23 protein-coding genes are annotated in these 22,095 nt (G+C 71.4%); 9 read left to right on the top strand and 14 right to left on the bottom strand.

Going from position 1 to position 22,095, the window contains the following annotated elements:
* Positions 1-346 precede the first annotated feature (346 nt).
* Positions 347-1,048 carry an orotate phosphoribosyltransferase gene (locus tag AB4Z01_RS31905; RefSeq protein ID WP_441700321.1) on the bottom strand — a complete coding sequence of 234 codons (702 nt, stop codon included), beginning with the start codon at positions 1,046-1,048 and terminating at the stop codon, positions 347-349.
* Positions 1,049-1,162: 114 nt separating this feature from the next.
* On the opposite strand from AB4Z01_RS31905, the gene pyrC reads away from it, so the two are divergent.
* Entirely contained in the window at positions 1,163-2,206 is a 1,044-nt protein-coding gene (gene pyrC / locus AB4Z01_RS31910; RefSeq protein WP_441700322.1) for a dihydroorotase, read from the top strand.
* Between the two features lie 247 nt (positions 2,207-2,453).
* On the opposite strand, the gene AB4Z01_RS31915 is transcribed toward pyrC, so the two are convergent.
* The 3 genes from AB4Z01_RS31915 to AB4Z01_RS31925 all read right to left on the bottom strand — a co-directional run bounded on the left by AB4Z01_RS31915 (position 2,454) and on the right by AB4Z01_RS31925 (position 6,151).
* A complete protein-coding gene (locus tag AB4Z01_RS31915) occupies positions 2,454-2,726 on the bottom strand; it encodes a DUF4242 domain-containing protein (RefSeq protein WP_342237399.1) in 273 nt (90 codons plus the stop codon).
* Between the two features lie 89 nt (positions 2,727-2,815).
* Positions 2,816-5,431, bottom strand: coding sequence for a helix-turn-helix transcriptional regulator (locus AB4Z01_RS31920; RefSeq protein WP_441700323.1), 2,616 nt, complete (start codon positions 5,429-5,431; stop codon positions 2,816-2,818).
* 117 nt (positions 5,432-5,548) lie between these two features.
* Positions 5,549-6,151 (bottom strand): DUF938 domain-containing protein, encoded by a 603-nt coding sequence (locus AB4Z01_RS31925; RefSeq protein WP_441700324.1) that lies wholly within the window; start codon positions 6,149-6,151, stop codon positions 5,549-5,551.
* A gap of 134 nt (positions 6,152-6,285) precedes the next feature.
* Here AB4Z01_RS31925 and pcaD point away from each other — a divergent pair, with 134 nt between their 5' ends.
* Entirely contained in the window at positions 6,286-7,062 is a 777-nt protein-coding gene (gene pcaD / locus AB4Z01_RS31930; RefSeq protein ID WP_441700325.1) for a 3-oxoadipate enol-lactonase, read from the top strand.
* Positions 7,063-7,068: 6 nt separating this feature from the next.
* Here the strand turns inward: pcaD and AB4Z01_RS31935 are convergent, their stop codons facing one another.
* Positions 7,069-7,695 (bottom strand): LysE family translocator, encoded by a 627-nt coding sequence (locus AB4Z01_RS31935; protein WP_441700326.1) that lies wholly within the window; start codon positions 7,693-7,695, stop codon positions 7,069-7,071.
* Positions 7,696-7,920: 225 nt separating this feature from the next.
* Between AB4Z01_RS31935 and AB4Z01_RS31940 the strand changes: the two genes are divergently transcribed.
* Positions 7,921-8,814, top strand: coding sequence for a hypothetical protein (locus AB4Z01_RS31940; protein WP_441700327.1), 894 nt, complete (start codon positions 7,921-7,923; stop codon positions 8,812-8,814).
* Here the strand turns inward: AB4Z01_RS31940 and AB4Z01_RS31945 are convergent.
* Complete coding sequence (locus AB4Z01_RS31945; protein ID WP_441700328.1) at positions 8,783-9,247, bottom strand: DUF1579 family protein; 465 nt, start codon at positions 9,245-9,247, stop codon at positions 8,783-8,785. The two genes, AB4Z01_RS31940 and AB4Z01_RS31945, sit on opposite strands and share 32 nt — an antisense overlap.
* Before the next feature lie 95 nt (positions 9,248-9,342).
* On the opposite strand from AB4Z01_RS31945, the gene AB4Z01_RS31950 reads away from it, so the two are divergent.
* The gene (locus AB4Z01_RS31950) at positions 9,343-10,137 is read left to right on the top strand and encodes an AraC family transcriptional regulator (RefSeq protein WP_441700329.1); all 795 of its coding nucleotides are present in this window, start codon (positions 9,343-9,345) and stop codon (positions 10,135-10,137) included.
* A 14-nt stretch (positions 10,138-10,151) separates the two neighbouring features.
* A complete protein-coding gene (locus tag AB4Z01_RS31955) occupies positions 10,152-10,316 on the top strand; it encodes a hypothetical protein (protein ID WP_441700330.1) in 165 nt (54 codons plus the stop codon).
* A 22-nt stretch (positions 10,317-10,338) separates the two neighbouring features.
* Here AB4Z01_RS31955 and AB4Z01_RS31960 read toward each other — a convergent pair whose 3' ends face one another.
* The 4 genes from AB4Z01_RS31960 to rnd all read right to left on the bottom strand — a co-directional run bounded on the left by AB4Z01_RS31960 (position 10,339) and on the right by rnd (position 14,148).
* Complete coding sequence (locus AB4Z01_RS31960; protein ID WP_441700331.1) at positions 10,339-11,067, bottom strand: DUF899 family protein; 729 nt, start codon at positions 11,065-11,067, stop codon at positions 10,339-10,341.
* 132 nt (positions 11,068-11,199) lie between these two features.
* Positions 11,200-11,832, bottom strand: a complete 633-nt coding sequence (locus AB4Z01_RS31965; RefSeq protein ID WP_441700332.1) for a glutathione S-transferase family protein — start codon at positions 11,830-11,832, stop codon at positions 11,200-11,202.
* Positions 11,829-12,815: a M23 family metallopeptidase gene (locus AB4Z01_RS31970; protein WP_441700333.1), complete on the bottom strand. Its 987-nt coding sequence runs from the start codon at positions 12,813-12,815 to the stop codon at positions 11,829-11,831. Before AB4Z01_RS31970 ends, AB4Z01_RS31965 begins: the two co-directional genes overlap by 4 nt.
* 184 nt (positions 12,816-12,999) lie before the next feature.
* Positions 13,000-14,148 carry a ribonuclease D gene (gene rnd / locus AB4Z01_RS31975; protein WP_441700334.1) on the bottom strand — a complete coding sequence of 383 codons (1,149 nt, stop codon included), beginning with the start codon at positions 14,146-14,148 and terminating at the stop codon, positions 13,000-13,002.
* Between the two features lie 173 nt (positions 14,149-14,321).
* Between rnd and AB4Z01_RS31980 the strand changes: the two genes are divergently transcribed.
* Positions 14,322-14,711, top strand: coding sequence for a hypothetical protein (locus AB4Z01_RS31980; protein WP_441700335.1), 390 nt, complete (start codon positions 14,322-14,324; stop codon positions 14,709-14,711).
* 1 nt (position 14,712) lies between these two features.
* On the opposite strand, the gene AB4Z01_RS31985 is transcribed toward AB4Z01_RS31980, so the two are convergent.
* From AB4Z01_RS31985 to nadA, 4 genes are read right to left on the bottom strand one after another with little or no spacing between them, the layout of a single operon-like run.
* Positions 14,713-15,876, bottom strand: a complete 1,164-nt coding sequence (locus tag AB4Z01_RS31985; protein ID WP_441700336.1) for an enolase C-terminal domain-like protein — start codon at positions 15,874-15,876, stop codon at positions 14,713-14,715.
* A gap of 57 nt (positions 15,877-15,933) precedes the next feature.
* Positions 15,934-16,797, bottom strand: a complete 864-nt coding sequence (gene nadC / locus AB4Z01_RS31990; RefSeq protein WP_441700337.1) for a carboxylating nicotinate-nucleotide diphosphorylase — start codon at positions 16,795-16,797, stop codon at positions 15,934-15,936.
* Positions 16,794-18,335, bottom strand: a complete 1,542-nt coding sequence (locus tag AB4Z01_RS31995; RefSeq protein WP_441700338.1) for an L-aspartate oxidase — start codon at positions 18,333-18,335, stop codon at positions 16,794-16,796. Before AB4Z01_RS31995 ends, nadC begins: the two co-directional genes overlap by 4 nt.
* Positions 18,335-19,333 carry a quinolinate synthase NadA gene (nadA, locus tag AB4Z01_RS32000; RefSeq protein WP_441700339.1) on the bottom strand — a complete coding sequence of 333 codons (999 nt, stop codon included), beginning with the start codon at positions 19,331-19,333 and terminating at the stop codon, positions 18,335-18,337. Before nadA ends, AB4Z01_RS31995 begins: the two co-directional genes overlap by 1 nt.
* A gap of 238 nt (positions 19,334-19,571) precedes the next feature.
* Between nadA and AB4Z01_RS32005 the strand changes: the two genes are divergently transcribed.
* From AB4Z01_RS32005 to AB4Z01_RS32015, 3 genes are all read left to right on the top strand, one after another.
* Positions 19,572-21,131, top strand: coding sequence for a sensor histidine kinase (locus tag AB4Z01_RS32005; RefSeq protein WP_441700340.1), 1,560 nt, complete (start codon positions 19,572-19,574; stop codon positions 21,129-21,131).
* Positions 21,128-21,757, top strand: a complete 630-nt coding sequence (locus AB4Z01_RS32010; protein ID WP_441700341.1) for a response regulator transcription factor — start codon at positions 21,128-21,130, stop codon at positions 21,755-21,757. Before AB4Z01_RS32005 ends, AB4Z01_RS32010 begins: the two co-directional genes overlap by 4 nt.
* Before the next feature lie 110 nt (positions 21,758-21,867).
* Positions 21,868-22,095 (top strand): hypothetical protein (locus AB4Z01_RS32015; protein WP_441700342.1); only part of this gene is annotated, 228 nt, incomplete at its 3' end.

Here is a 22,095-nt window from a genome sequence, read left to right on the forward strand (position 1 = left end):
GCCCCCCAAACTCGCCAAATCTGTCACCCATCCATCCGGTCTAAAATGTCACCCCTCCATCCGCTGGACAATCCGAAGGATGTCCGGGTGAGGGGATAGCGGCCTCGCCGAAAGCACCGCTCTGCCAGGAGCGAGCGCGTGATCCGCCCCATCCTGAAACGCCGATCCTGGTGTCGCGGCCGAGCCGCCCTCACCCGGTCTCGCTGCGCGAGCCCGACCTCTCCCGCAAGCGGGAGAGGCACAACTGGGCCGATGCGTGTGCGAACGAGATGTGTAGATCCAGTAGCTCAGGGAGAGGGAGGGGCCCGGCGCGCAGCGACGGGAGGGTGAGGGGGCGAGCCGGCCTTCAATCCGTGGGCATCTTGTCGATGCCGCCATGCGCGGCGGACCAGGAGACCGGGTCGTGCAGGAAGCTCTCGACCTCGGCCAGCGTCTTCGGGTCGAAATGATTGCCGGCCTTGCAGACCTCCAGCACGTCCCACCAGGTCGCCAGCCCGTGCAGCTCGACCCCGATCGATTCGAAGAACTTCGGCGTGTCCTTGAAGATGCCGTAGTTGAAGACGACGAAGACATGCTCCACCACCGCGCCGGCATCGCGCAGCGCCTGGCAGAATTTGGCCTTGCTGCGGCCGTCGGTGTTCAGGTCCTCGACCAGCAGCACCCGCTGGCCCTCGGTCAGCACGCCCTCGATCTGGGCGTTGCGGCCGAAGCCCTTCGGCTTCTTGCGCACATACTGCATCGGCAGGGCCAGGCGGTCGGCGATCCAGGCGGCGTAGGAGATGCCGGCGGTCTCGCCGCCCGCCACCGCGTCGATCTTCTCGAAGCCGATCTCGCTCAGGATCACCGAGGTGGCGAAGTCCATCAGCACGCCGCGGATGCGGGGGAAGGAGATCAGCCGCCGCGTGTCGGTGTAGACCGGGCTGGCCCAGCCCGAGGTGAACTTGTAGGGCGTCTCGGCGTTGAAGCTGACCGCGCCGGCCTCGAGATAGGCCTGGGCGGTCAGACGGGCGATGGTCTTGCGGTCGGGGAAGCTGGTCGAGAGGATCATGGCGGGCTCCGGCGGATTTGGGGTGTCTTAGGACCGGGGCCGTCATCCGGCAAGCGCGCTTGCGGTATTTCTACCGCATGGCCATGATCCGGCCGCCGCTGCAGGACACCCGCCATGACCGACCGCCTCACGATCCGCCGCCCCGACGACTGGCACCTGCATCTGCGCGACGGCGCCATGCTGCGCGCGGTGCTGCCGCACAGCACGGCGCATTTCGCCCGCGCCATCATCATGCCGAACCTGACGCCGCCGGTGGTGACGACCGCCGACGCCCGGGCCTATCGCGACCGCATCCTGGCGGCGCTGCCCGACGGCGCGCGCTTCACCCCGCTGATGACCGCCTACCTGACCGAGGGCACCGACCCGGACGACCTCGCCCGCGGCCAGGAAGAGGGCATCCTCACCGCGGTGAAGCTGTACCCGGCCGGGGCCACCACCAACTCGCATGGCGGCGTGCGCGACCTGGCCAAGGTCCGCCCGGTGCTGGAGCGGATGCAGGCGATCGGCCTGCCGCTCCTGGTGCATGGCGAGGTGGTGGATCCGGACATCGACATCTTCGACCGCGAGGCGGTGTTCATCGAGCGCCACCTGCAGCCGATCCGGGCCGATTTCCCGGAGCTGCGGATCGTGTGCGAGCACGTCACCACCCAGGACGGGGTCGATTTCGTGCTCGACCAGGGTGACGGCCTGGTCGGCGCCACGATCACGCCGCAGCATCTGGTGCTGAACCGCAACGACCTGCTGGTCGGCGGGGTGCGGCCACACTATTACTGCCTGCCGGTGGTGAAGCGTGAGCGCCACCGCCTGGCGCTGCGGGCGGCCGCGACCTCGGGCGACCCGCGCTTCTTCCTCGGCACCGATTCCGCGCCGCATCCGGTGCATGCGAAGGAGACGGCCTGCGGTTGTGCCGGTGTGTTCAACGCCCGGGTCGCGGTCGCCTGCTACGCCCAGGTGTTCGAGGAGGAGGGGGCGCTGGACCGGTTCGAGGCCTTCGCCGCACTGAACGGCCCGGCCTTCTACGGCCTGCCGGTGAACGAGGAGACCTTCACCCTGGTCCGCGGCGCCGAGGATCTGCCGGAGCGGCTGCCGGTGCCGGGCGGAGACGACGTCCATGTCTTCCGCGGCAAGACCGTGCCGGGCTGGCGGGTGGAGGGCTGAGGCCGAGGCGTCACCTCGGCCAGACCTCCAGCCCGACATCGTCCCTGAGGTTGTCGGGAAGCCTTTCGAGACGGTGCGGCTTCCGGGTCGGCGTGCTGCGCCGGCCCGATCGCCACGTCAGGAGGACGCGCAGCCAGGACAGGCTGGTCGTGCGCGCGGCAGCTAGAATGAACATATCGTCACCTGTGAAGGGGCCGGGCCGTGAGATGCGGCCCGGCCGTGACGCTCGCGGTGTTCGTCCCGTTCGTCAGAGGTGGAAATACGGATCGAGCACGCGGACCTCGGTGATGCGCTCCACCGGCAGCCCGTTGCGGTTCGCCGCCTGGCGGATCGCCTCCGGCGAGGGCGCATCGTAGATGCAATAGGTCCGCTTCTTGTCCGGGGTGACATAGGACTGCACCCAGGTGACTCCGTCCCGGGCATTGTTGGCGATGACGGCGGCTGCCGTCTGCCGGCCCTGCTGGTCCGGGACGAGGCCGAGCCCGTCGGGGAACTGGCGTTCGATAAGATAGCGTGGCATGGCGTTGTCTCTCTCCCTTGTGCGGTCCGGGACCGCTTCACCTCGCCACGCTATGGCCGGCGCGAATCCCGCGCATCGGGAGGGCCTCCCTATTTTGCGGCCGCCCCCTCCCCATTTTGCGGCAGCAGCCGCTGCTCCAAGGCAATGCGGGCGGCCTCGCCGCGCGTGCAGGCGCCGAGCTTGGCCAGCACCGACGAGACATGGTGGTCGACGGTCTTCGGCGAGACATGGAGCCGGGTGCCGATCTGGCCGTTGCTGAGCCCCTGGGTCAGGCAATCCAGGATCTGCATCTCGCGGGGGGTCAGGCCCAGCGGGTTGTGGCGCGTCGCCGCCCTGGGGCCGCGCGGCACCCGGCGCACCCCTTCGACGCGCATCCGCTGGCGCAGCGCCGCGGCCGCGGGGGCGGCACCGAGCCGGTCGAAGATCTCGAGCGCCGTCAGCCTGGCCGGCATGTCGCCATCGGCCAGGGCGCGCGCCTGCTCGTAAGGGCAGCCAAGCCGATCCCAGGCAGCGGCCGCGCCCTGCCAGTCGCCCTTGACCTGCAGCAGGAAGGGCGGAGCGGCCCAGCGCGGCGGGTCGTTCCGGTCGCCGGCCCGCCAGCGCCAGAAGGAGAACTCGCCCGCATGCCAGCGATGGCCGTGCCGGACCGCGAGCTCATAGGCCGCGGCGGCTTCCGCCATGGTGCGCTCGGGCTGATCCGACAACCAGGCAGCCTCGGCCCGTGCGGTCCGCACCGGCGCCAGGCGCTGCAGCGTGTCGGTCTGCAGTGCCAGGTCCAGCGCTTCGTCCAGCACCGCGGCAACCCCCGGATCGCCGCGCCGCGCCCGCACCCGGCCGAGCGCGACGAGGGCCATGATGCGGCTGACCATGGCGACATGCGGGCCTTCGATCAGCGCCGTCGCGATCTCGGCGGCCTCGTCCCACCGGCCCTGATAAAGCCGAGTCAGGGCAAGCCAAGACCGCATGTAGTGGTTTGCGTGGTCCAGGTCGCGCTCGGCGGTGTAGGTGATGCCGGAGGCGAGATGGCCTTCGGCCTCGGTGAAGCTGTACTGCTCGCCGTAGCAGGAGCCGAGATCGGAATAGGACTGGCCGACCAGCGCATCCAGCCCGGCCTTCCGCGCCAGAGCGAGGCCGCGCTCCAGATGCGGCCGGCCCCGCTCATTGCCGAAGACCAGCATGGCCGAGCCGACGACGTTCTCGGCCGCGGCGACGATGGCGTCGTCGTCCAGCCGCGTGGCCAGCGCGATCGCCTTGCGGCCCCAGCGCACCGCCGGCCGGCGGTCGCGATGCAGCATCCGCAGATGCGCCTGGATCCGATAGGCATCGGCCAGCTGGCGGGTCGGCGGCATCGCCTCCAGCGTCTCGATGGCGCGCCGGCTGGCCTCCTCCGCGGCGGCGTTCCGGCCGCTCCGGACCAGGGGCCAGGCCAGGGCGGCCAGGTTCTCGCCCTCCCTCAGCCGGTCCCCGGCCCGGCGCCACAGTTGGATGGCTTCGTCGCGCGCCCGGGCGGCCTCGGCGAGGTCGTCGACGATGGCGCATTCCTGGGCATAGGCTTCGAGCAGCCGCGCCCGCTCGGTCGGCGCCCGGTTCGCGGCGAAGGCCAGGACGCGCCGATACTGGTTGGCCGCCGCGCAATGGGCGCCGGCGGCGGCCGCGGCGCGCGCCGCGGCCGGCCCGAATTCGAGAACCGCCGCACCGTCGCCTGCGCCTTCGGCGAAATGTGCCAGCTGGGCGTCGTCGCCGCGCCCGCCGGACCTCAGGGCATCGAGCACCGCCCGGCAGATCTCCCGCCGCCGGCCGGGATCGAGGCCGGCCAGCACGGCGTCCCGCACCAGTTCGTGCCGGAAAGCGACGCCGGTCTCGGCCGGCGCCAGCAGCCCCGCGGCGAGGCAGTCGGAAAGGCCGTCGACGGCCCCGCGCTGCACCCGTTCCAGCAGCGCGTGCTCGACCCGGCTGCCGATCACGGCCGCCGCCTCCAACATGGCCCGTGCCGCCGGCCGCAGCTTCGCCGCGCGCGCCAGCACCGCATCATAGACCGTCTGCGGAACGCCGCGTCCGGCATGCTCCAGGACCTCGGCCAGGAAGAACGGGTTGCCGCCGGTCTGCCGGTGCAGCGCAAGGGCATCGAAAGGCAGCTCCGCGACCAGCCGGCGCACGGCATCGACCGTCAGGCTCCGCAGCTCGATGCGGCGGACGATCCGCGACATCGCCAGATCGCCCAGGAGCAGGCGCAGCGGGTGCTGGGCGCCCACCTCGTCGTCGCGATAGGTCAGCACGATCAGGACGGGACTCTCGGCAATGCGGCGGCCGAGATACTTGATCAGGTCCAGCGTCGCCTCGTCCGCCCAATGGACGTCCTCGACCAGCAGGATGACCGGCTGCGGCTGGCCGCGCAGCAGGTCGAGCATGGTGGAGAACAAAGCGGCGCGCGGCGCCTCGGCCTCGAGCTGGGCCGACAGCCGTCCGCCGGTCTGGCGGGCGACGTCGTAGAGCGGGCCCAGCGGCGACGGCGTGGACAGTGAATCGCATTGGCCCTTGAGCAGCCTGGCCGGCCGCCCGGCCGTGGCGATGAAGCGATCGACGAAGCTGGTCTTGCCGATGCCGGCCTCGCCGCTGACCAGCGCGATGCGGCCCTCGCCGGCCACGGCCTCCCCGAGGGCGACCGCCAGCGTCTGCAACTCGTGGTCGCGTTCGAGCAGTTCCATGGGCACGGCCCCGGCGTGGAAGCGGCCACCGTGCCTGAACTTCTGGGCGGGATCATGTCGAAGCCATGGGCGCTGCTACCCTGATCAGGTCCTCCCGCCAGGGACCAGATCCGGCCGTCAGAGCCGCCGGAACACGACGCTCAGATTGTTGGCCGGCATCTCGGTGACGGCGGGACCCGAAAAGCCCGCCGCATCGGCCAGGGCGGCGACGGCCTCCATGTCCCGCAATCCCCAGGCCGGGTCGCGCCGCCGCAGGTCGCGGTCGAAAGCCTCGTTGCTCGGCGCGGTCGCCACGCCGGCACGGCGATAGGGGCCGTAGAGATACAGCGGGCCGCCCGGCGGCAGAATGGAAGCGGCGCCGCGCATCAGCCCTTCGGTCGTGGCCCAGGGCGAGATGTGGATCATGTTGATGCACAGCACCGCGTCAGCAGCCGTGACCGGCCAGGACGGCGCCGCGGCATCCAGCGCCAGCGGCGGGCGCAGATTGGCCAGGCCGCTCTCCCCAGCCCAGGCCGCGATGCTGTTTCGCGCCTCCGGATTCGGATCGGATGGCTGGAACACCAGCCCCGGCAGCGCCCGCGCGAAGTGCAGGCTGTGCTCGCCGGTGCCGCTGGCGATCTCCAGCACCGTGCCGGTCTCGGGCAGCACGCCGCGCAGCACGGCGAGGATCGGGTCCCGGTTGCGCGCTGCCGCGGGCGCCTGCTGGCGATGGTCGGTCATCATCCTCTCCGTCGCACTTCGCCGGCATCCCCGGTCGATGCGGCATCGTCGACTTCCATAACCCATCCGGCCACACTGCGTCGCGCGGCTCCGCGCCGCGACTTGTCGACCTGCCCCAGCCAAGAGATTCGACCATGCCTTACGTCACCGTCGATGGATGCCGGCTGCACTATCGTTTCGACGGGCCCGAGGACGGGCCGCCGCTGCTGCTGTCCCATGCGCTCGGCGTCGATCTCGAGATGTGGCAGCCGCAGGTGCCGCAGCTCGCCCGGCGCTTCCGGGTGCTGCGCCATGACCATCGCGGCCATGGCGGCAGCGACGCGCCGGCCGGGCCGTACAGCCTGGACCGGCTGGGGCAGGATGCCGTCGGGCTGCTCGATGCCCTGGGCATCGCCCGCACCGATGTCGTCGGCCTGTCGCTGGGCGGCATGCTGGCGCTGTGGCTCGGCATCCATGCGCCGGACCGGGTCGGCCGGCTGATGCCCAGCTGCACCACCGCCTATGCCGGCGGGCCCGAGCTCTGGGACCCGCGGATCGCGGCGGTGCGGCGGGACGGCATGGCGGCCATGGTCGACGGCGTGATCGGCCGCTGGTTCAGCCCGGGCTTCCGCGAGCGGGCGCCGGAGGCGGTGGACGGCATCCGCCGCAAGCTGCTGGCGACCTCGCCCGAAGGCTATGCCGCCACCTGCGCCGCGATCCGCGACATGGACCAGCGCGAGGCGATCGGCCGGATCCGGGCGTCGACGCTGGTGCTGTCGGGCGCCCAGGACCAGGGCACCCCGCCGGAGCGCGGGCAGGAGATCGCGGCCGCGGTGCCGGGCGCCCGCTTCCAGGTCCTCGATGCCGCCCACATCGCCAATATCGAGCAGACGGAGGCCTTCACCGCGGCGGTCGAAGAGTTCCTCGGCTGACCGCGGCTACCCCGCCGGCTTGCGCGCCGCGGCGAGCAGCAGGCCGAAGCCGATCATCAGCCCGCCGGAGATCCGGTTGAGCCAGCGGAACGGCCGGGCGCTGCGGACGCATCGGCCGAGCCGGGCGCCGATCAGGGCGTAGATCGTGATCGCCACGACCTCCAGCGCCAGGAAGCTGGCGCCGAGCAGGGCGAAGCTGGCAGCATAGTCCTGCGGCACCACGAATTGCGGGAAGAAGGCGGTGAAGATCAGGATCGCCTTCGGATTGCCGGCCGCGACCCAGAATTCCTGCTGGATCAGCGCGCCGAGCGGCTGCGGTCCTGTGGCGGCCATCCGCTCCGGCGCCAGGACGTCGGCCCGCAGCAGCTTGATGCCGAGCCAGATCAGATAGGCGGCGCCCAGCCATTTCACCACCGTGAAGGCCAGCTCCGAGGCGGTCAGCAGCGTGCCGAGCCCGAGCCCGGCGACGGCGATCATGATGGCGAAGGCGATCAGCCGGCCGGAGGCGGCGGCGACGGCGCGCAAGGTGCCGTCGCGGGCGCCGTTCGACAGCGACAGCAGGTTGTTCGGCCCGAACGCCATGTTCAGCGCGAAGCAGGCGGGCAGGAAGAGCAGGTAATCGTCGAGCGTCATGGTCCGGTCTCCACCGGCACGGCCGGCCGGCACAGCGTGCCAGAGATCGGACGGCCGGGAAACCACCGAGCAGTGCGGAGTGCCATGGCAGGATTGCATTCCCGAATACTGCATTTTCCTAAAATTGGACTCGATAGTTTCGAGGTTCCGGACCGAATTCGTTGATCGCAAATGGAGATTGTCGCCATACTCCGATCGAACCTTAAGGATTCGATGAGAGGTTTCGTGGCGATCTCTGTCTCCGGCATGGCGATGCGGGCCTATCTCGGCGGGGTCGAGCCGGTGCTGTTCCGGCTGCGCAAGGAGCAGCGCCTGCGGATCTGGGGGCTGCGCCCCGCCGACCTGCCGGAGGCGGCGCTGCGGCTGCAGACCGAGGGTTGCTCCGGCGGGCATCTCTGCCACCGCATGGTGTCGGCGCATCGCGACTATCTGGCGAAATACACGCGGCGCGGTCCGGACGGCGTCGCCCGGCTGTGGCAGGGCACGCCCTGCCTGCTCGACCTGACTCCCTTCGCCGATGCCGAGGCCTATGAGAAGGAGATCCGCAAGCACTCCTTCGGCTACATCCTGCGCGAGACGCGCAAGGCCGCGAAGGCGGGCTATCGCTGCCGGATCTTCGACCGCTTCGCCCAGGGCGACGACATGCGCGACATCGAGGCGTCGAAGCTGTTCCGCTCCGGCGGGCCGGTGCCGCAGGCCTTCGCCCAGCGCTTCGGCCGCGGCAGCGGTGTCAAGGGCGACCCCTGGCTCGATGCGCCCTGCCCGGAGCATTGGGCGCTCGACTGGGGCGTGTTCATCGACGATGGCGGGCGCGACCGGCTGGTCGGCACCATCGTGCTGCGCCGGGTCGGCAACATCATCCGCATCGTCAGCTTCCTCGGCCATGCCGACCACCTGTCGTCCGGCGCGATGAAGCTGCTGTTCGTCGAGATCGCGCGCTGGCTGCTGCGCCGCGAGGATCCGCGGGTGCGGGGCGTGCGCTTCGTCCTCTACGGTGCGCTGGAGCAGGGCGGGCTGGGGCTGCTGCACTGGAAGCGCCGACTGCTGGTCCGGCCCTTCGTCTTCGCCGACCCGGCGCCGGCCGGCCTCAGCCTCGCCGGTGAAACACGCCGCGCATGACCGGGATGAAGCCGTCCTGCCCGGTCGGCCGGCTCTCGATCTCATGGCTGAAGCGATCCGGCCCGACGGTGAAGACCGACCGGCCGATGCCGCGCGGCGTGTGCTTCTCCAGCACCAGCCGGTCGCCCTCCCAGGCGCCGCGCGACGGGGCCAGCGGCGGCCAGCCATAGCTGTCGAACCAGAACCAGACGATCTCCTGCGCCGCCGGATCGACCGTCAGCACGCCATGCGCGTCGAAACGGTATCCGCCCGCCCGCTCCTCGCTGAAATCATGGATCAGCGCCAGGCCGGCGCGGTCGAAGCGGAAGTTCCAGCGGCCGCGCGCCGGGCCGCCCGGTCCCCACGGATTGGGGAACACCTCCTCCTCGCCCTCCCAGGCGCCTTCGAGCCGGGCGAGCGATCGGTGCAGCGGGCCGGGGGGCAGGGGTGTCATCGAAGCCTCATCCTGGAGTCGGGGGTACCCTAGCCGTCGAGCCGGCTGGCGTGCTAACCGGATCGGGCCCTTCGATTGCTCATTCTGGCCAGCCCGTGCCGATCCAGATCCGCCGCTTCCGCCATGATGGCCGTTTCGACAGCCCGATCCATGCGCATGAGCGCGGCCAGCTTTTCGCCCTCGACCGCGGGCTGGCCCTGATCCGCAGCGGCGTCGGGGACTGGATCATGCCGGCCGGCCGGCTGTGCTGGATGCCGGCCGGCGTGCCGCATGGCGTGCTGACGCTCGGGCCGGTGGCCGGCACCAGCCTCTATCTCGATGCCGCCGACCTGCCGCCGCAGCCGGCGGTGCTGCGGGCGCCGCCGCTGGCCCTGCCGCTGCTGGATCGGATCGCCGAGATCGACGATCCCGGCCGCCGGGAACGGCTGCTGGCGGTGCTGCTGGATGAGCTGCGCGCCGCGCCGGAGGAGCCGCTGCGCCTGCCGACGCCGCGCGACCCGCGGCTGCGCCGGATGGCCGCGGCCCTGGCCGCGGACCCGGCCGATCCGCGCCGGCTCGACGACTGGGCGGGCCTGTTGAATATCCCGAAGCGCACCCTGGTGCGGCGCTTCAAGGCCGAGACGGGGTTGAGCTTCGTGCAGTGGCGGCACCATGCCCGGCTGATCCGGGCGGCGGCGCTGCTCGGCGGCGGCGCCTTGGTGACCGAGGCGGCGCTGGCGGTCGGCTATGACAGCGTCAGCGCCTTCATCACCCGCTTCCGCGCCGGCTTCGGCGTCACCCCGGGCCGGTTCGGCACGGATCGGGCCGAGCCGCAAATAAGGCGGGCCGCGACCCCGGATCGGCCCGATGCCGCCATGTTTTGCCGGCTGAATCGGCCGGGACGACATTGACGGGGGAAGGCCTGATGGATCGCGACGCGTCGATTGCACCGCCGGAAGACCGGGACGACCGGGCCTCACGCGGGACCCGGCCGGAGCCGGCCAGCCGTTCGGCCGAGAACGAGGCGCGCATCACCGCCCACCTGCGGGCGGTGCTGCTGGGCTGCGGCCGCTCGCCGGTCTGGGGCTAGAGCGGGATGAGTCTGGCGGAATTCAACCTGAAGCCATCGCGCTCTGGTCCGGGTACTCCAGCGAGGGATACCAGTCGACGCCGCGCCCTTCTGGGGTCATGTCGAGCACGGTCCACAATGGGGCCAAATCGGGCGCGCCGCGCGGGTCCTGGCCAGGGTCGCTGGCGATCATCTCCTGCGACCAGAAGTGGCGGATCGTGCCGTCCCTGCGGGTGAAAACGGCGGGCCCTCCACTATCCAATCCGCCGTCCGGGCTCCCGGCATAGTCCCGCGTGAAGGCGTCGGTGAGAGCGCTCGCCAGCCTGAGGTTTTTCCAACCTCGCTCGCGCTTCACCGCCGCGAGCCGCTGCAACGGCGAGCGCGCGACGACCACAAGCGATACCCTCTGAGCGATGTCGTCGGCGTTGCCGTCCCAGGCGTCGAGCAGGTTCGTGCACATCGGGCATGGCCGCTTCCTCTCGGGCCCAAACATGTAATTGTACACCACCAGCGTCTGCTTATCGCCGAACAGGCCGGCGAGGTCACTTGGGCCGTCTTCGGTCTCGAAACGATAGTCACCGGTAACCGGACCTCCAGGCGGCAGCGCCCGGCGCATCGCCGCCACCCGCTCGATCTGGCGGCGGAGTTCGAACTCCTGGGCGAGCAGCGCTTGTCGCGCCGCCCGGTACTCGACGCTCTCGTTGAGGATGCGAATGGGACTTTCGCGGGCGAGCTGATCGGCGGGGACACACGTCTTGGCTTTGGCGTTCATGGGCTGTCTCCTGAAGTATCAATCTCCAAGACGATTCCGGCGCGTCCGAGCCGACACGGCCGACGATGTATTTTTCAGCGGACCTGCAGCGCTTGCACCTTCGGCCGCGCAGGGTGCATTTCCAGACGGTCTCTAACTTCGCCCCAGCACCCCGGCGCTCGGCCGGGCGGCGATGCGGTCCCACCAGGCGGCCAGCCGCCCGTGCCGCGCCAGCAGGTCGCGGCCCTCCGGCGCCATCCGGAAATAGTCGAGGATCGGCGCGGCGTGCAGGTCGGCCAGGCTGAGCGTGCCGCCGAGCAGCCAGGGCCCGTCGCCGAGGAAGCCCTCGAGCACGTCGAGACACAGCCCGGCCCGCGGCAGGGCCGCGGCGATCAGGGCCTCGTCGCTCGGCCGGCCCGATTTCGGCTTCGACACCCGCTCGACATAGATGTCCCAGACCAGCGGGCGGTAGGCGTAGCTGTCCAGCACGCCGATGATCTGGCTCATCCGGGCCCGGCCGCGGGCGTCGGCGGGCTGCAGCGCCGGTCCGGGGAAGGCCTCGTCGACATAACGGGTGATCGCGGCGGTCTCGTACAGCGTGAAGCCGTCATGCTCGAATGCGGGAATGCGGCCAAAGGGGTGGCGGCCGAGATAGCCCGGCGGCGGCCCCTCGGGCGCGAAGATGTCGACCTCGACCAGGTCGAATTCCACGCCCTTCTCCTGCAGCACCAGCAGCGCGGCGCGGACATAGGCGCTGTAGCGGGCGCCGTAGAGGATCGCGGTCACGGGATCTCGACCTGCCGCTCGGTGTCGACCACCAGGGCGCTGTTCCGCTCCAGCTGGTAGCGGCCGGTATAGGTGCCGGCCGTCCAGCCCTCGGGCGGGGCGCGCCGGCCGCTGAACACGGACCACAGGTTCTTCGATTCGGCCAGCACAGTCCGGTCGCGGTGCACGGGCTTGCCGTCCGGATCGGTGATGGTGACGGTCTGGGTATCGCCGGCCCGCACGCCGAAGCTTTCGGCCCACATCACCAGCGGCGCGTTCCGGCCGCCCTTCACGTCGGCATATTCGCCGCGCCGGGCGGTCTCCCAATCGGCCGGGCCGGCGGCGAAGCCGGCGATCAGCAGGGCGGTCGGGATGTAGGGAATATCCGCGGCCCACAGCGAATGGCCGGTCTTCTCGCAGCCCGACTCGACCGGCAGCGCGGTGAAGGGGTCGAGGAACGTGTCCCCCTTGTCCTCCTTGAACACGCTGAACTCGACATGCGGGAATTCGGTGTTGCCGGACAGGCCGATCTGGCCCAGCTTCTGGCCGGCCTTGACCGCGTCGCCCGGCTTCACCGCGACGCTGCCCTGCTTCATATGGGCGTAGCGGGTGTGCCAGCCGCCGCCGTGATCGATGGTGACGCCGTTGCCGGCGGTCTTGCCCTTGACCGCCTCGGCACCCCGCTCCTTGACCGAAATGTCCGGCTCGCCGTCGCGGACGCCGATCACGGTGCCGTCCGCCGCCGCCAGGATGTCGACGCCCTTGCGCATGGCGGCCAGGTCGCGCAGGCGGATGTCGGTGCCGTTGTCGCCGTTGTAGCCCAGGCGGTCGCAGCGGAAATTGCCGAAGCGCGGCCCGGCCACGGCGTCGACGTAGTTCTGGATGAAGCAGTCCTGGCCCAGGGTGCAGGCAGCCGGCCAGGCGAAGCGCGGCTCGGTCTCCTGCGCCGATACGGCGGCGGGCGCGACGAGAAGGACGAGTCCGATCAGGGCGCTCCGCAACATCCGATTTCTCCGTTTTATACTTGTTGTCTTTGAGTTCGACTCTCCGCCCCTTCTTCGTCATGGCGAGCGAAGCGTGGCCATCCAGTCCCGCAGCCGGAACGAACCCCACCATTCTGGATGGCCACGCCCCTCCGGGGCTCGCCATGACGGTGAGGAAAATGGGTCATCGTCAATAGGCTTGGTGTCAGAGAGACACCACCCGGATCCGCCGGCCCTGCACCGCCAGGGCGATGCCGCCGCGCTTCAGCGCCAGCGCATGCTCGCCGAACATCTCGCGGCGCCAGCCATGCAGCGCCGGCACCTGGGCGTCGTCATCCATGGCGATGGCCTCCAGGTCGTCGCTGCCGGCGACCAGCTTCTGGGCCACGCCCTCATCCTCGCATTTCATCTTCAGCAGCACGCGCATCAGCTCGACCAGCGGCGCGATGCCGGGCGGGGTCGGCGGCCGCTGCGCCAGCTTTGGCGCCTGGTCGGGCGGCGTCGCCAGGCCGCGCTCGACCGCCGCCATCAGCCCCTGGCCCTGCCAGCCCTCGGCCATGTTGCGGCTCATGCCGCGAATCCGGGCCATGGCATCGAGGTCGCGCGGGGTGTGCGCCGCGATCTCCAGCAGCGCCTCGTCCTTCATGATCCGGCCGCGCGGGATGTCGCGCTTCTGCGCCTCGCGCTCGCGCCAGGCCGCCACCTCGCGCAGGATCGCCAGGAACTTGGCCGAGGCGTTGCGCGGCTTCAGCCGCAGCCAAGCCTGGTCCGGCTCGGTCCGGTAGGTGCCCGGATCGCACAGGATCGCCATCTCCTCGGCCAGCCAGGCCTCGCGGCCGGACTTGGCCAGCTGCTGGCGCAGCGCCTCATAGGCCGGGCGCAGATGGATGACGTCCGCCAGCGCATACTCGATCTGGCGCTCGGTCAGCGGCCGGTGCGACCAGTCGGTGAAGCGCGACGACTTGTCGATCCGCGCATTGGCCAGCTTGCCGACCAGGTTCTCGTAGCTGACCGATTCGCCGAAGCCGCAGACCATGGCCGCGACCTGGGTGTCGAACAGCGGCGTCGGCACCTGGCCGGTCAGGTGGTCGAAGATCTCCACATCCTGGCGGGCGGAGTGGAAGACCTTCAGCACCTTCTGGTTGTGGACCAGCGCGAACAGCGGCGCCAGGTCGATGCCGGGCGCCAGCGGGTCGATCGCCACGGCCTCGTCCAGCCCGGCGATCTGCACCAGGCACAGCTTCGGCCAGAAAGTGTGCTCGCGCATGAACTCGGTGTCGATGGCGATGTAGTCGGCCGCGGCCATGCGGTCGCAGAAGGCGGCGAGCTCGGCGGTGTCGGTGATCAGAGTCATCCCAAGCGTTGTAGCGGATGAAACCCCCAGTTGCCGAGTGCTTTACGACAATTCGCCGAACGGCGGCGAATCCGGCTAGTCTCGACCGCGAACCGGTGGGGCCGGGGCGGGAACGAAGCCATGCTTTCGCCATGGCCGTTCGGGAGCGTGGAGGCGACGGCGAGGAGGGCCGCATGAGACGATCCCTGGCATCCGCCGTGGCGGCTGCGATCCTGGTGGCGGCGCCGCCGCTCGCCGGCGCGGCAGCACAGGAGACGCCGCCTGGCCTGTTCCGGGTCGGCGACACCGGCGTGCGCTGCCTGAAGCAGCCCTGCCCGTGGCGCGGCGTGGTGCCGGTCGACGACGAGAGCGTCGCGGCCGGGACCGTCCCCCCGGCCTATGCCGGCGACGCGCCGCCGGCGATCGCGGCGCGGGCCGAGCTGCTGGACCAGGTGCGGCACGAGATCTGGCGCGCCTGGGCCGCGGGCGGCTGTCTGCTGGTCCATGGCCGCTTCGAGCGCCGCGGCGCCGCGGCGATGCCGGTGCTGTCGGTCGACCGGGTCATCGGGCCGTGCAGCCGGTGATCTAAGCCAAGTCCCTGAACAGCCGGTGCAACTCGGCGCGGCCTTCGAAGCCGATGCCGGGCCGCTGCGGCAGGCTGGCGAATCCATCGCTCACGATGGCGCCGTCCTCGAATCCGCCGAAGGGCTGGAAGCTGAGCGGATTGACCTCCGCGCCGCCCAGCCCGAGCGCGGCGACGACATGCAGGGTGAACAGATGGCCGCCATGTGGCCAGAAGGCTTGGCGCGGCCAGCCCGCGGCGGTCATGACCTCGATGATCCGCAGGGTGCCGGGCAGGCCGTAGCAATGCACCGGGTCGAACAGCAGGATGTCGCGGTCGGGCCGCAGCCCGCCATGCAGCGCCAGCAGCCTGGCCTCGGCGGCCGAGAACAGCGCCTCGCCGGCCGCGATCGGGCCCGGATAGGCCGCCGCCACGGCCGTCTGGGTCGGAAAGTCATGCGGGTCGCAGACATCCTCGAACCACCACAGCCCCAGTGGCGCCAAAGCGGCGGCCGCGGCCAGGGCGGCGGGGCCTTCATAGACGTTCATGGCGTCGACGGCGAGGTTGCCGGGGCCGGCCAGCTGCGCCGCGGCTGTCTCGATCCGGCGCAGATCCTGCACCAGCCCGGCCGCGCCGATCTTGATCTTGGCGCGGGTGTAGCCGAGATCGGCCAGCCGGCGCATTTCTTCCGCCAGCCGGGCGAGGTCGTCGGCCGGATACAAGTAGCCGCCGCCGGCATAGACCTGGACGCGGTCCGGGACCGAATCGCCGCGGCCGAGTCGGTCGGCCGAGAATCGGTGCAGCGGCAGGCCGGCAATCTTGGCGGCGGCGTCCCACAGCGCCATGTCGAGGGTGCCGACCGCGACGCAGCGCTCGCCATGGCCGCCCGGCTTCTCGCCGGCCATCATCACGGACCAGGCCCGGAACGGGTCGAAATTGGTCCCGGCCGCATCGGCCAGGGCGCCGTCGGCCGCGGCCAGCAGCCGCGGCGCGAAACGCTCCCGGATCAGCCCGCCTTGCGCGAACCGGCCGATCGATCCGAAGCCGTAGCCGACCACCGGCCGGCCCTCGCGCACCACGTCGGTGACGATCGTGACCATGCTGGTGGTCAGTCCACCGGACGGGATAGCGGGATCGGCATAGCGCGAGATCGCGACCGAGCGCTCCCGGATATCGACGATCCGCATCGGCTGGCTCCTGGTTGCGGCGGCCGGCGCAGGGTAGCAACCGACCCGGCCGCTGTCCTACCCCTCCCAGTCCAGGCCGAGGTCGAGGATCGGCGCCGAATGGGTGATCCAGCCGGCGGAGATCAGGTCGACGCCCGTGGCGGCGATGGCCGGCACCGTCTCCGCCGTCACCCGGCCGGACGCCTCGGTCACCGCCCGTCCGTCGACCCGGCGCACCGCCTCGCGCAGCTGGTCCGGGGTCATGTTGTCCAGCAGCACGACGTCGACGCCCTCGGCCAGGGCCTCGTCGAGCTGGCCGAGCGTGTCGACCTCGACCTCGATCTTCACCAGATGCCCGATTGCGGCGCGGGCCCGGGCGATCGCCGGCCGCACCCCGCCGGCCACGGCGATGTGGTTGTCCTTGATCAGCACCGCGTCATCCAGGCCGAAGCGGTGGTTGACGCCCCCGCCGGCCCGGACCGCGTGCTTCTCCAGCGCCCGCAGCCCCGGCGTGGTCTTGCGGGTGCAGGCGATGCGCGCCTTGTGTGGCCGGGCGGCGGTCACCAGCGACGCGGTGGCGGTGGCGACGCCGGACAGGCGGCACAGCAGGTTCAGCGCCACCCGCTCCGCCGCCAGGATCGGCCGGGCCGGGCCGTCGATCCGGATCACCGAATCGCCCGGCGCCACCCGGCTGCCATCCGGCATCRGGATGGCGACGGCGATGGCGGGGTCGAGCAGGCGGAAGGCCAGGGCGGCGGCGTCGGTGCCGGCGACGGTGCCGGGCTGGCGGGCGGCGATCACGCCGCGCATCCGGGAATCGGCCGGGATCACGGCGGCGCTGGTGATGTCGCCGGCACGGCCGAGATCCTCGGCCAGCGCGGCGCGGACCACCGGCTCGACCAGCAGGGCGGGAAGGGAGAGGAAATCCATGGTCGGCCTCACGGGCGGGCGGTGCCGGTGCGGGGGGCGTCGCCCTCCAGCACATCGGCGAGGGTCAGGAAGGAGGGGGCGGAGACCGGGTCGGCCGCGGGCCGGTCGCTGCGGCACTGGGCGCCGCGGCTCTCGCGCCGGCGCAGCGCCGCGGCGGCGATCAGCAGGCCGGCGAGGGCACGGTCGGCCAGGGCCGAGGGCGCGGCATCGGCGAGGGGCCGCAGCGCCGTGACCGCGGCGATCAGACCGGCACCGTCGCGGACGACGCCGACATGGCGCTCCATCAGCCCCCGCAGCGTGGCGACCATGCCGGCATCGGGGACAGGGCGGCGGGCGGCGCCGACCGGCAGCGGCCGCAGCGGCGCCCGGGCCTCGCCGCCGCGGATGTCCGCGGCGATCCAGCCGGCATAGGCCAGCGCCTCCAGCAGCGAGTTGCTGGCCAGGCGGTTGGCGCCGTGCAGCCCCGTCGCCGCCACCTCGCCCGCGGCCCACAGGCCGGGGACGGAGCTGCGGCCGCGGGCGTCCACCGCCACGCCGCCCATGTGATAATGGGCGGCCGGGCGTATCGGGATGGGCTGCCGCACCGGGTCCAGCCCGGCCTCGCGGCACAGCGCGGTGACCTTGGTGAAGCGGTCCAACCCGCAGCCCAGAGGCCGCGCATCCAGGAACACCGGCTCGCCGGCCATGACCTTGCGGAAGACGGCGCGGGCGATGACGTCGCGCGGGGCCAGGTCGCCCTGGGGATGATCGGCCATCACCCGTTCGCCCGCGGCCGTGATCAGCGTCGCGCCCTCGCCGCGCAGCGCCTCGGTGGCCAGCGGCATCGGGTCCCGGCCGACGGCCATGGCGGTCGGGTGGAACTGCACGAATTCCAGGTCGCGCAGCACCGCCCCGGCCCGCGCCGCCAGCGCCAGGCCGGTGCCGGCCGCGCCGAGCGGGTTGGTGGTGTGGGCATACAGGCCGCCGACCCCGCCGGTGGCCAGCACCACGGCCCGGGCCGGGATCGCCACCGGCGTGCCGTCCTCCCAGGCCAGCACGCCGCAGATGCCGGCCTCGTCGCGCAGCAGGGCGGTGGCGCGGGCGTGGCGGATCGCGATGCGCGGATCGGCTTCGACGGCCCGGGCCAGGGTGTGCAGCACCGCGGCGCCAGTGCCGTCGCCGCCGGCATGGACGATGCGGCGGCGACCATGCGCAGCCTCCAGCCCCAGCGCGAAGCCGCCGTCATCCGTGCGGTCGAAGGGGGCGCCGAGCCCGGCCAGCCAGGCAATGCAGCCGGGCGCAGCCTCGGTCACGCGCCGCGCCACCTCCGGGTCGCCAAGGCCTGCCGCGGCCGCCAGCGTGTCGGCGGCGTGCAGCGCCGGGGCATCGTCGGGGCCCAGCGCCGCGGCGATGCCGCCCTGGGCCCAGCCGGTGGCGGCCTCGGCCCCGACCGGTGCCGCGGACAGCAGCAGGACGGGCAGCGGCGCCAGCTGCAACGCCGTGGCCAGCCCGGCGATGCCGGCGCCGATCACCACGATCCGGTCCTGCGGGCGGGACATCATCGCGTCCATCAGCGCACCTCCAGCATGCGTTCGACTGCGGCTCGGGCGCGGCCGATGACGGCCGGATCCAGCTCCACCGCGTGGGTCATCGTCTCCAGCGCGTGCCGGATCTTGGGCAGGGTGATCCGCTTCATGTGCGGGCACAGGTTGCAGGGCCGGATGAAGTCGATCTCCGGGAACTGCACGGCGACGTTGTCGCTCATCGAGCATTCGGTCACCAGCACCACCCGCCCGGGCCGCTTGGTCGCGACATAGTCGCTCATCGCCGCGGTCGACCCGGCGAAATCGGCCTCGGCCACCACCTCCGGCGGGCATTCCGGATGGGCCAGCACGACCACGCCGGGATGGGCCTCGCGCAGTTGCCGGACATCGTCCGGGCCGAAGCGCTCATGCACCTCGCAGGCGCCCTGCCAGGCGATGATCTCGACCCTGGTCTCGGCCGCGACATTGGCCGCCAGATAGCCGTCCGGGATGAAGATGACGCGCGGCACGCCCAGGCTCTCCACCACCTTCACGGCGTTGCCGGAGGTGCAGCAGATGTCGCTCTCCGCCTTCACCGCGGCCGAGGTGTTGACATAGGTGACGACCGGCACGCCGGGATAGCGGCGGCGCAGCAGGCGCACATCCTCCGGCGTGATCGATTCGGCCAGCGAGCAGCCGGCGGCGGCATCGGGGATCAGCACGGTCTTGGCCGGGTTCAGCAGCTTCGCCGTCTCGGCCATGAAGTGCACGCCGCACAGCACGATCACCGAGGCCTCGACCCGGGCCGCCTCACGCGCCAGGGCCAGGCTGTCGCCGGTGATGTCGGCGATGCCGTGGAAGATCTCCGGCGTCTGGTAGTTGTGCGCCAGGATCACCGCGTCACGCTCCCGCTTCAGCCGCAGGACGGCGTCGATGTCGGGGGCGAAGCCGGGCCAGTCGAAGGCCGGGATGACGCGGGACAGCCGGTCGTACAGCGGCGCGGTGCGCGCGGCGACGGCAGGGGTGTAGTCGGTTGCGGTGGACATCAGGTTCTGCTCACTTCGAGAATTACGAGGACAGGGGCGGCCCGAATCGGTGTCGCTTCAGTTACCCTAATTCTCAGAATAAGAAAAACAAGAAGGATTCGTGAAGGGCGACCCAGCGTCCCGCCGCGAGGTGTTGTCGCCGGCCGCGCGCGCCCTCATCTCTCGGCCAGCGGGGGCGAACCGAGCCGACCCGAGGACACAGCACCATGATCGCAACGGATCCCGGGCAGATCTCCCGATGCCGATGACCGCCACCTCGATCGCAGCATCCAGGGGCCGCCCGAGCATCGCCCTGCAGGCCTGGGCCGGGCGCGAGCGGCTGCTGCCGCTGCTGACCGCGGCCCTCGCTCTTGCCATTTTCCTGTTCGACACCTTCAGCCCGATGAAGATCGCGGTGGCGGTGCTCTACGCCATCGTCATCCTGATGTCGGTCGGCTTTCTCGACCGCCGGGGCGTCCTGCTGGTCGCGCTCGGCTGCGGCGGGCTGACGGTGATCGGCTTCCTGGTCGGGCTACGGCCCACCGGCTTCGAACCCCATCTCCTGCGTGGCATCGTCAGCCTGTCGGCGATCCTCATCGCCACCGTCCTGGCTCAGCGCAGCCAGGCGGCGACGGCGGTGCTGCGCGACAGCGAGCGGCGCTGGCGCGGCATCTTCCAGTCGGTCGGCGTGGCGATCTGGGAGGAGGACTTCACCCAGGTCCAAAGCCTGTTCGAGGATCTCGCGCGCCAGGGCACTCTCCGGCGCCGGCTGGAGGACGATCACCGCCTGGTCGAGCGCTGCATCGCTTTGGTGCGGATCGTCGACGCCAACGACGCCGCGGTCCGGCTGGTCGGCGCCGCGGACACGGCACACGCGATCGCCCGACGTCAGCAGATCTTCCTGCCGGAGACCGTGCGGACCTGGCGCGACCTGCTGATCGCCCTGGCGGAGGGCCGGCCGTCCTTCGCCGGCGAGACCGTGCTGCAGACCATCGGCGGCGAACGCCGCTCGGTCCTGCTCACCGCCACCTTCCCGGCCGACGGCGTGCGGTCCACCGGCCTCCTCAGCGCCGTCGACATCACCGAACGCCAGGCCCTGGCCGAGGCCCGGGCCGAGCTGGCGCATGTCTCTCGGGTGGTGACGCTGGGCGAGCTGACAGCGTCGATCGCGCATGAGGTGAAGCAGCCGCTGGCCGCGATCGTCACCGATGCCCAGGCCTGCCAGCGGTGGCTCGACCGGCCGGTGCCGGCGCTCGACGAGGCGCGGGCCTGCGCCGGCCGGATCGCCGGCCAGGCCAACCGCGCCGACCATGTCGTGCAGCGGCTGCGCGACCTGACCCGGAAGGCGGAGCCGGAACGGGTGGCGGTCGATCCCAACATCGTCGTCGACGAGGTGGTCGAGCTGATGCAGCACGAGATCGCCGACCATGGCGTGGCGTTGCGGACCCGGCTGGCGCCCGGGCTGCCGCCGGTGGCGGGCGACCGCATCCAGCTGCAGCAGGTGCTGATCAACCTCGTGGTCAACGCCATCCAGGCGATGGCCACGGCGCCCCGTCGCGAGCTCACGATCGAGACCAGCATGGGCCCGGCCGGGGAGGTCGTGGTCGAGGTCCAGGACAGCGGCATCGGGCTGACACTTGAGGAGATGCCGCGCCTGTTCACCCCGTTCCGCACCACCAAGCCCGGCGGCATGGGCCTCGGCCTGTCGATCTGCCGCTCGATCGTCGAAGCCCATGGCGGGCGGATCCGGGCGTCGCGCAACGCCGATGCGGGGCTGACCTTGCACATCGCGCTGCCGGTGGATCGGGGGCGGGCATGACCGGTTTCGCGCCCGAGGCGCCGCTGGTGCTGGTGCTGGACGACGAGGCGCCGGTCCGCACCGCGCTCGACAGCCTGCTGCGCTCAGTCGGCTTCCGTGTCGCCTGCTTCGCTGCGCCGGAGGAGCTGCTGCACGGCGACCAGCTGGCGTCGGCGAGCTGCCTGGTGCTCGACATCCGGCTGCAGATGGCCAGCGGCCTCGATCTCCAGGCGCAGCTGGCCGAGGCCGGGCTCGGCATCCCGGTGGTGTTCATGACCGGCCATGGCGACATCCCGATGAGCGTGCGGGCAATGAAGGCCGGCGCCGTCGACTTCCTGACCAAGCCGTTCCGTGACCAGGACATGCTCGACGCCGTCGGTGCCGCGATCGAACGCGACCGCGAGCGGCGCGCCGCGGACCATCGCACGGCCGAGGTCGCCGGGCGCTACGAGACCCTGACCCCGCGCGAGCGGCAGATCATGGCCCTGGTCACCACCGGGCTGATGAACAAGGAGATCGCCGGCCGGCTCGGCCTCAGCGAGATCACGGTCAAGATCCACCGCGGCCAGGTGATGCGGAAGATGGCGGTGCGATCGGTCGCCGACCTGGTCCGCATCGCCGACACGCTGGACGGCAGGCCCGGCTAGATCGGGATGGGTTCGGGCCGGATCGGACGGCCTGGCGGGAGCGAACCTCATCCCGCTGTTAACACAATGTGCAATTGTATTATCTGGCGGCTGCGTTCATGCTATGTTCTATGAACAAAGCGCAGACCGAATCGGCCACCGAGGCCTCGGCCGCTCCGCAGGAGGAGCGGGCGGCGGATCTGTGCGTGGTGGCGGAGCTGGTCGAGATCCAGATGTCGATCGCCCGGGCGACGCAGCGGGAGGCGCTGCAGGCGCCGCAGCCTGGGGTCGACTATTGCCAGCGGATCGCCACCGTCTCGCGCGCCGTGCGGCTGACCCTGCTGCTCAAGGACAAGCTG

Origin of the sequence: Inquilinus sp. YAF38 (assembly GCF_052113205.1) — a bacterium.
Classification (GTDB): Bacteria; Pseudomonadota; Alphaproteobacteria; order DSM-16000; family Inquilinaceae; genus Inquilinus.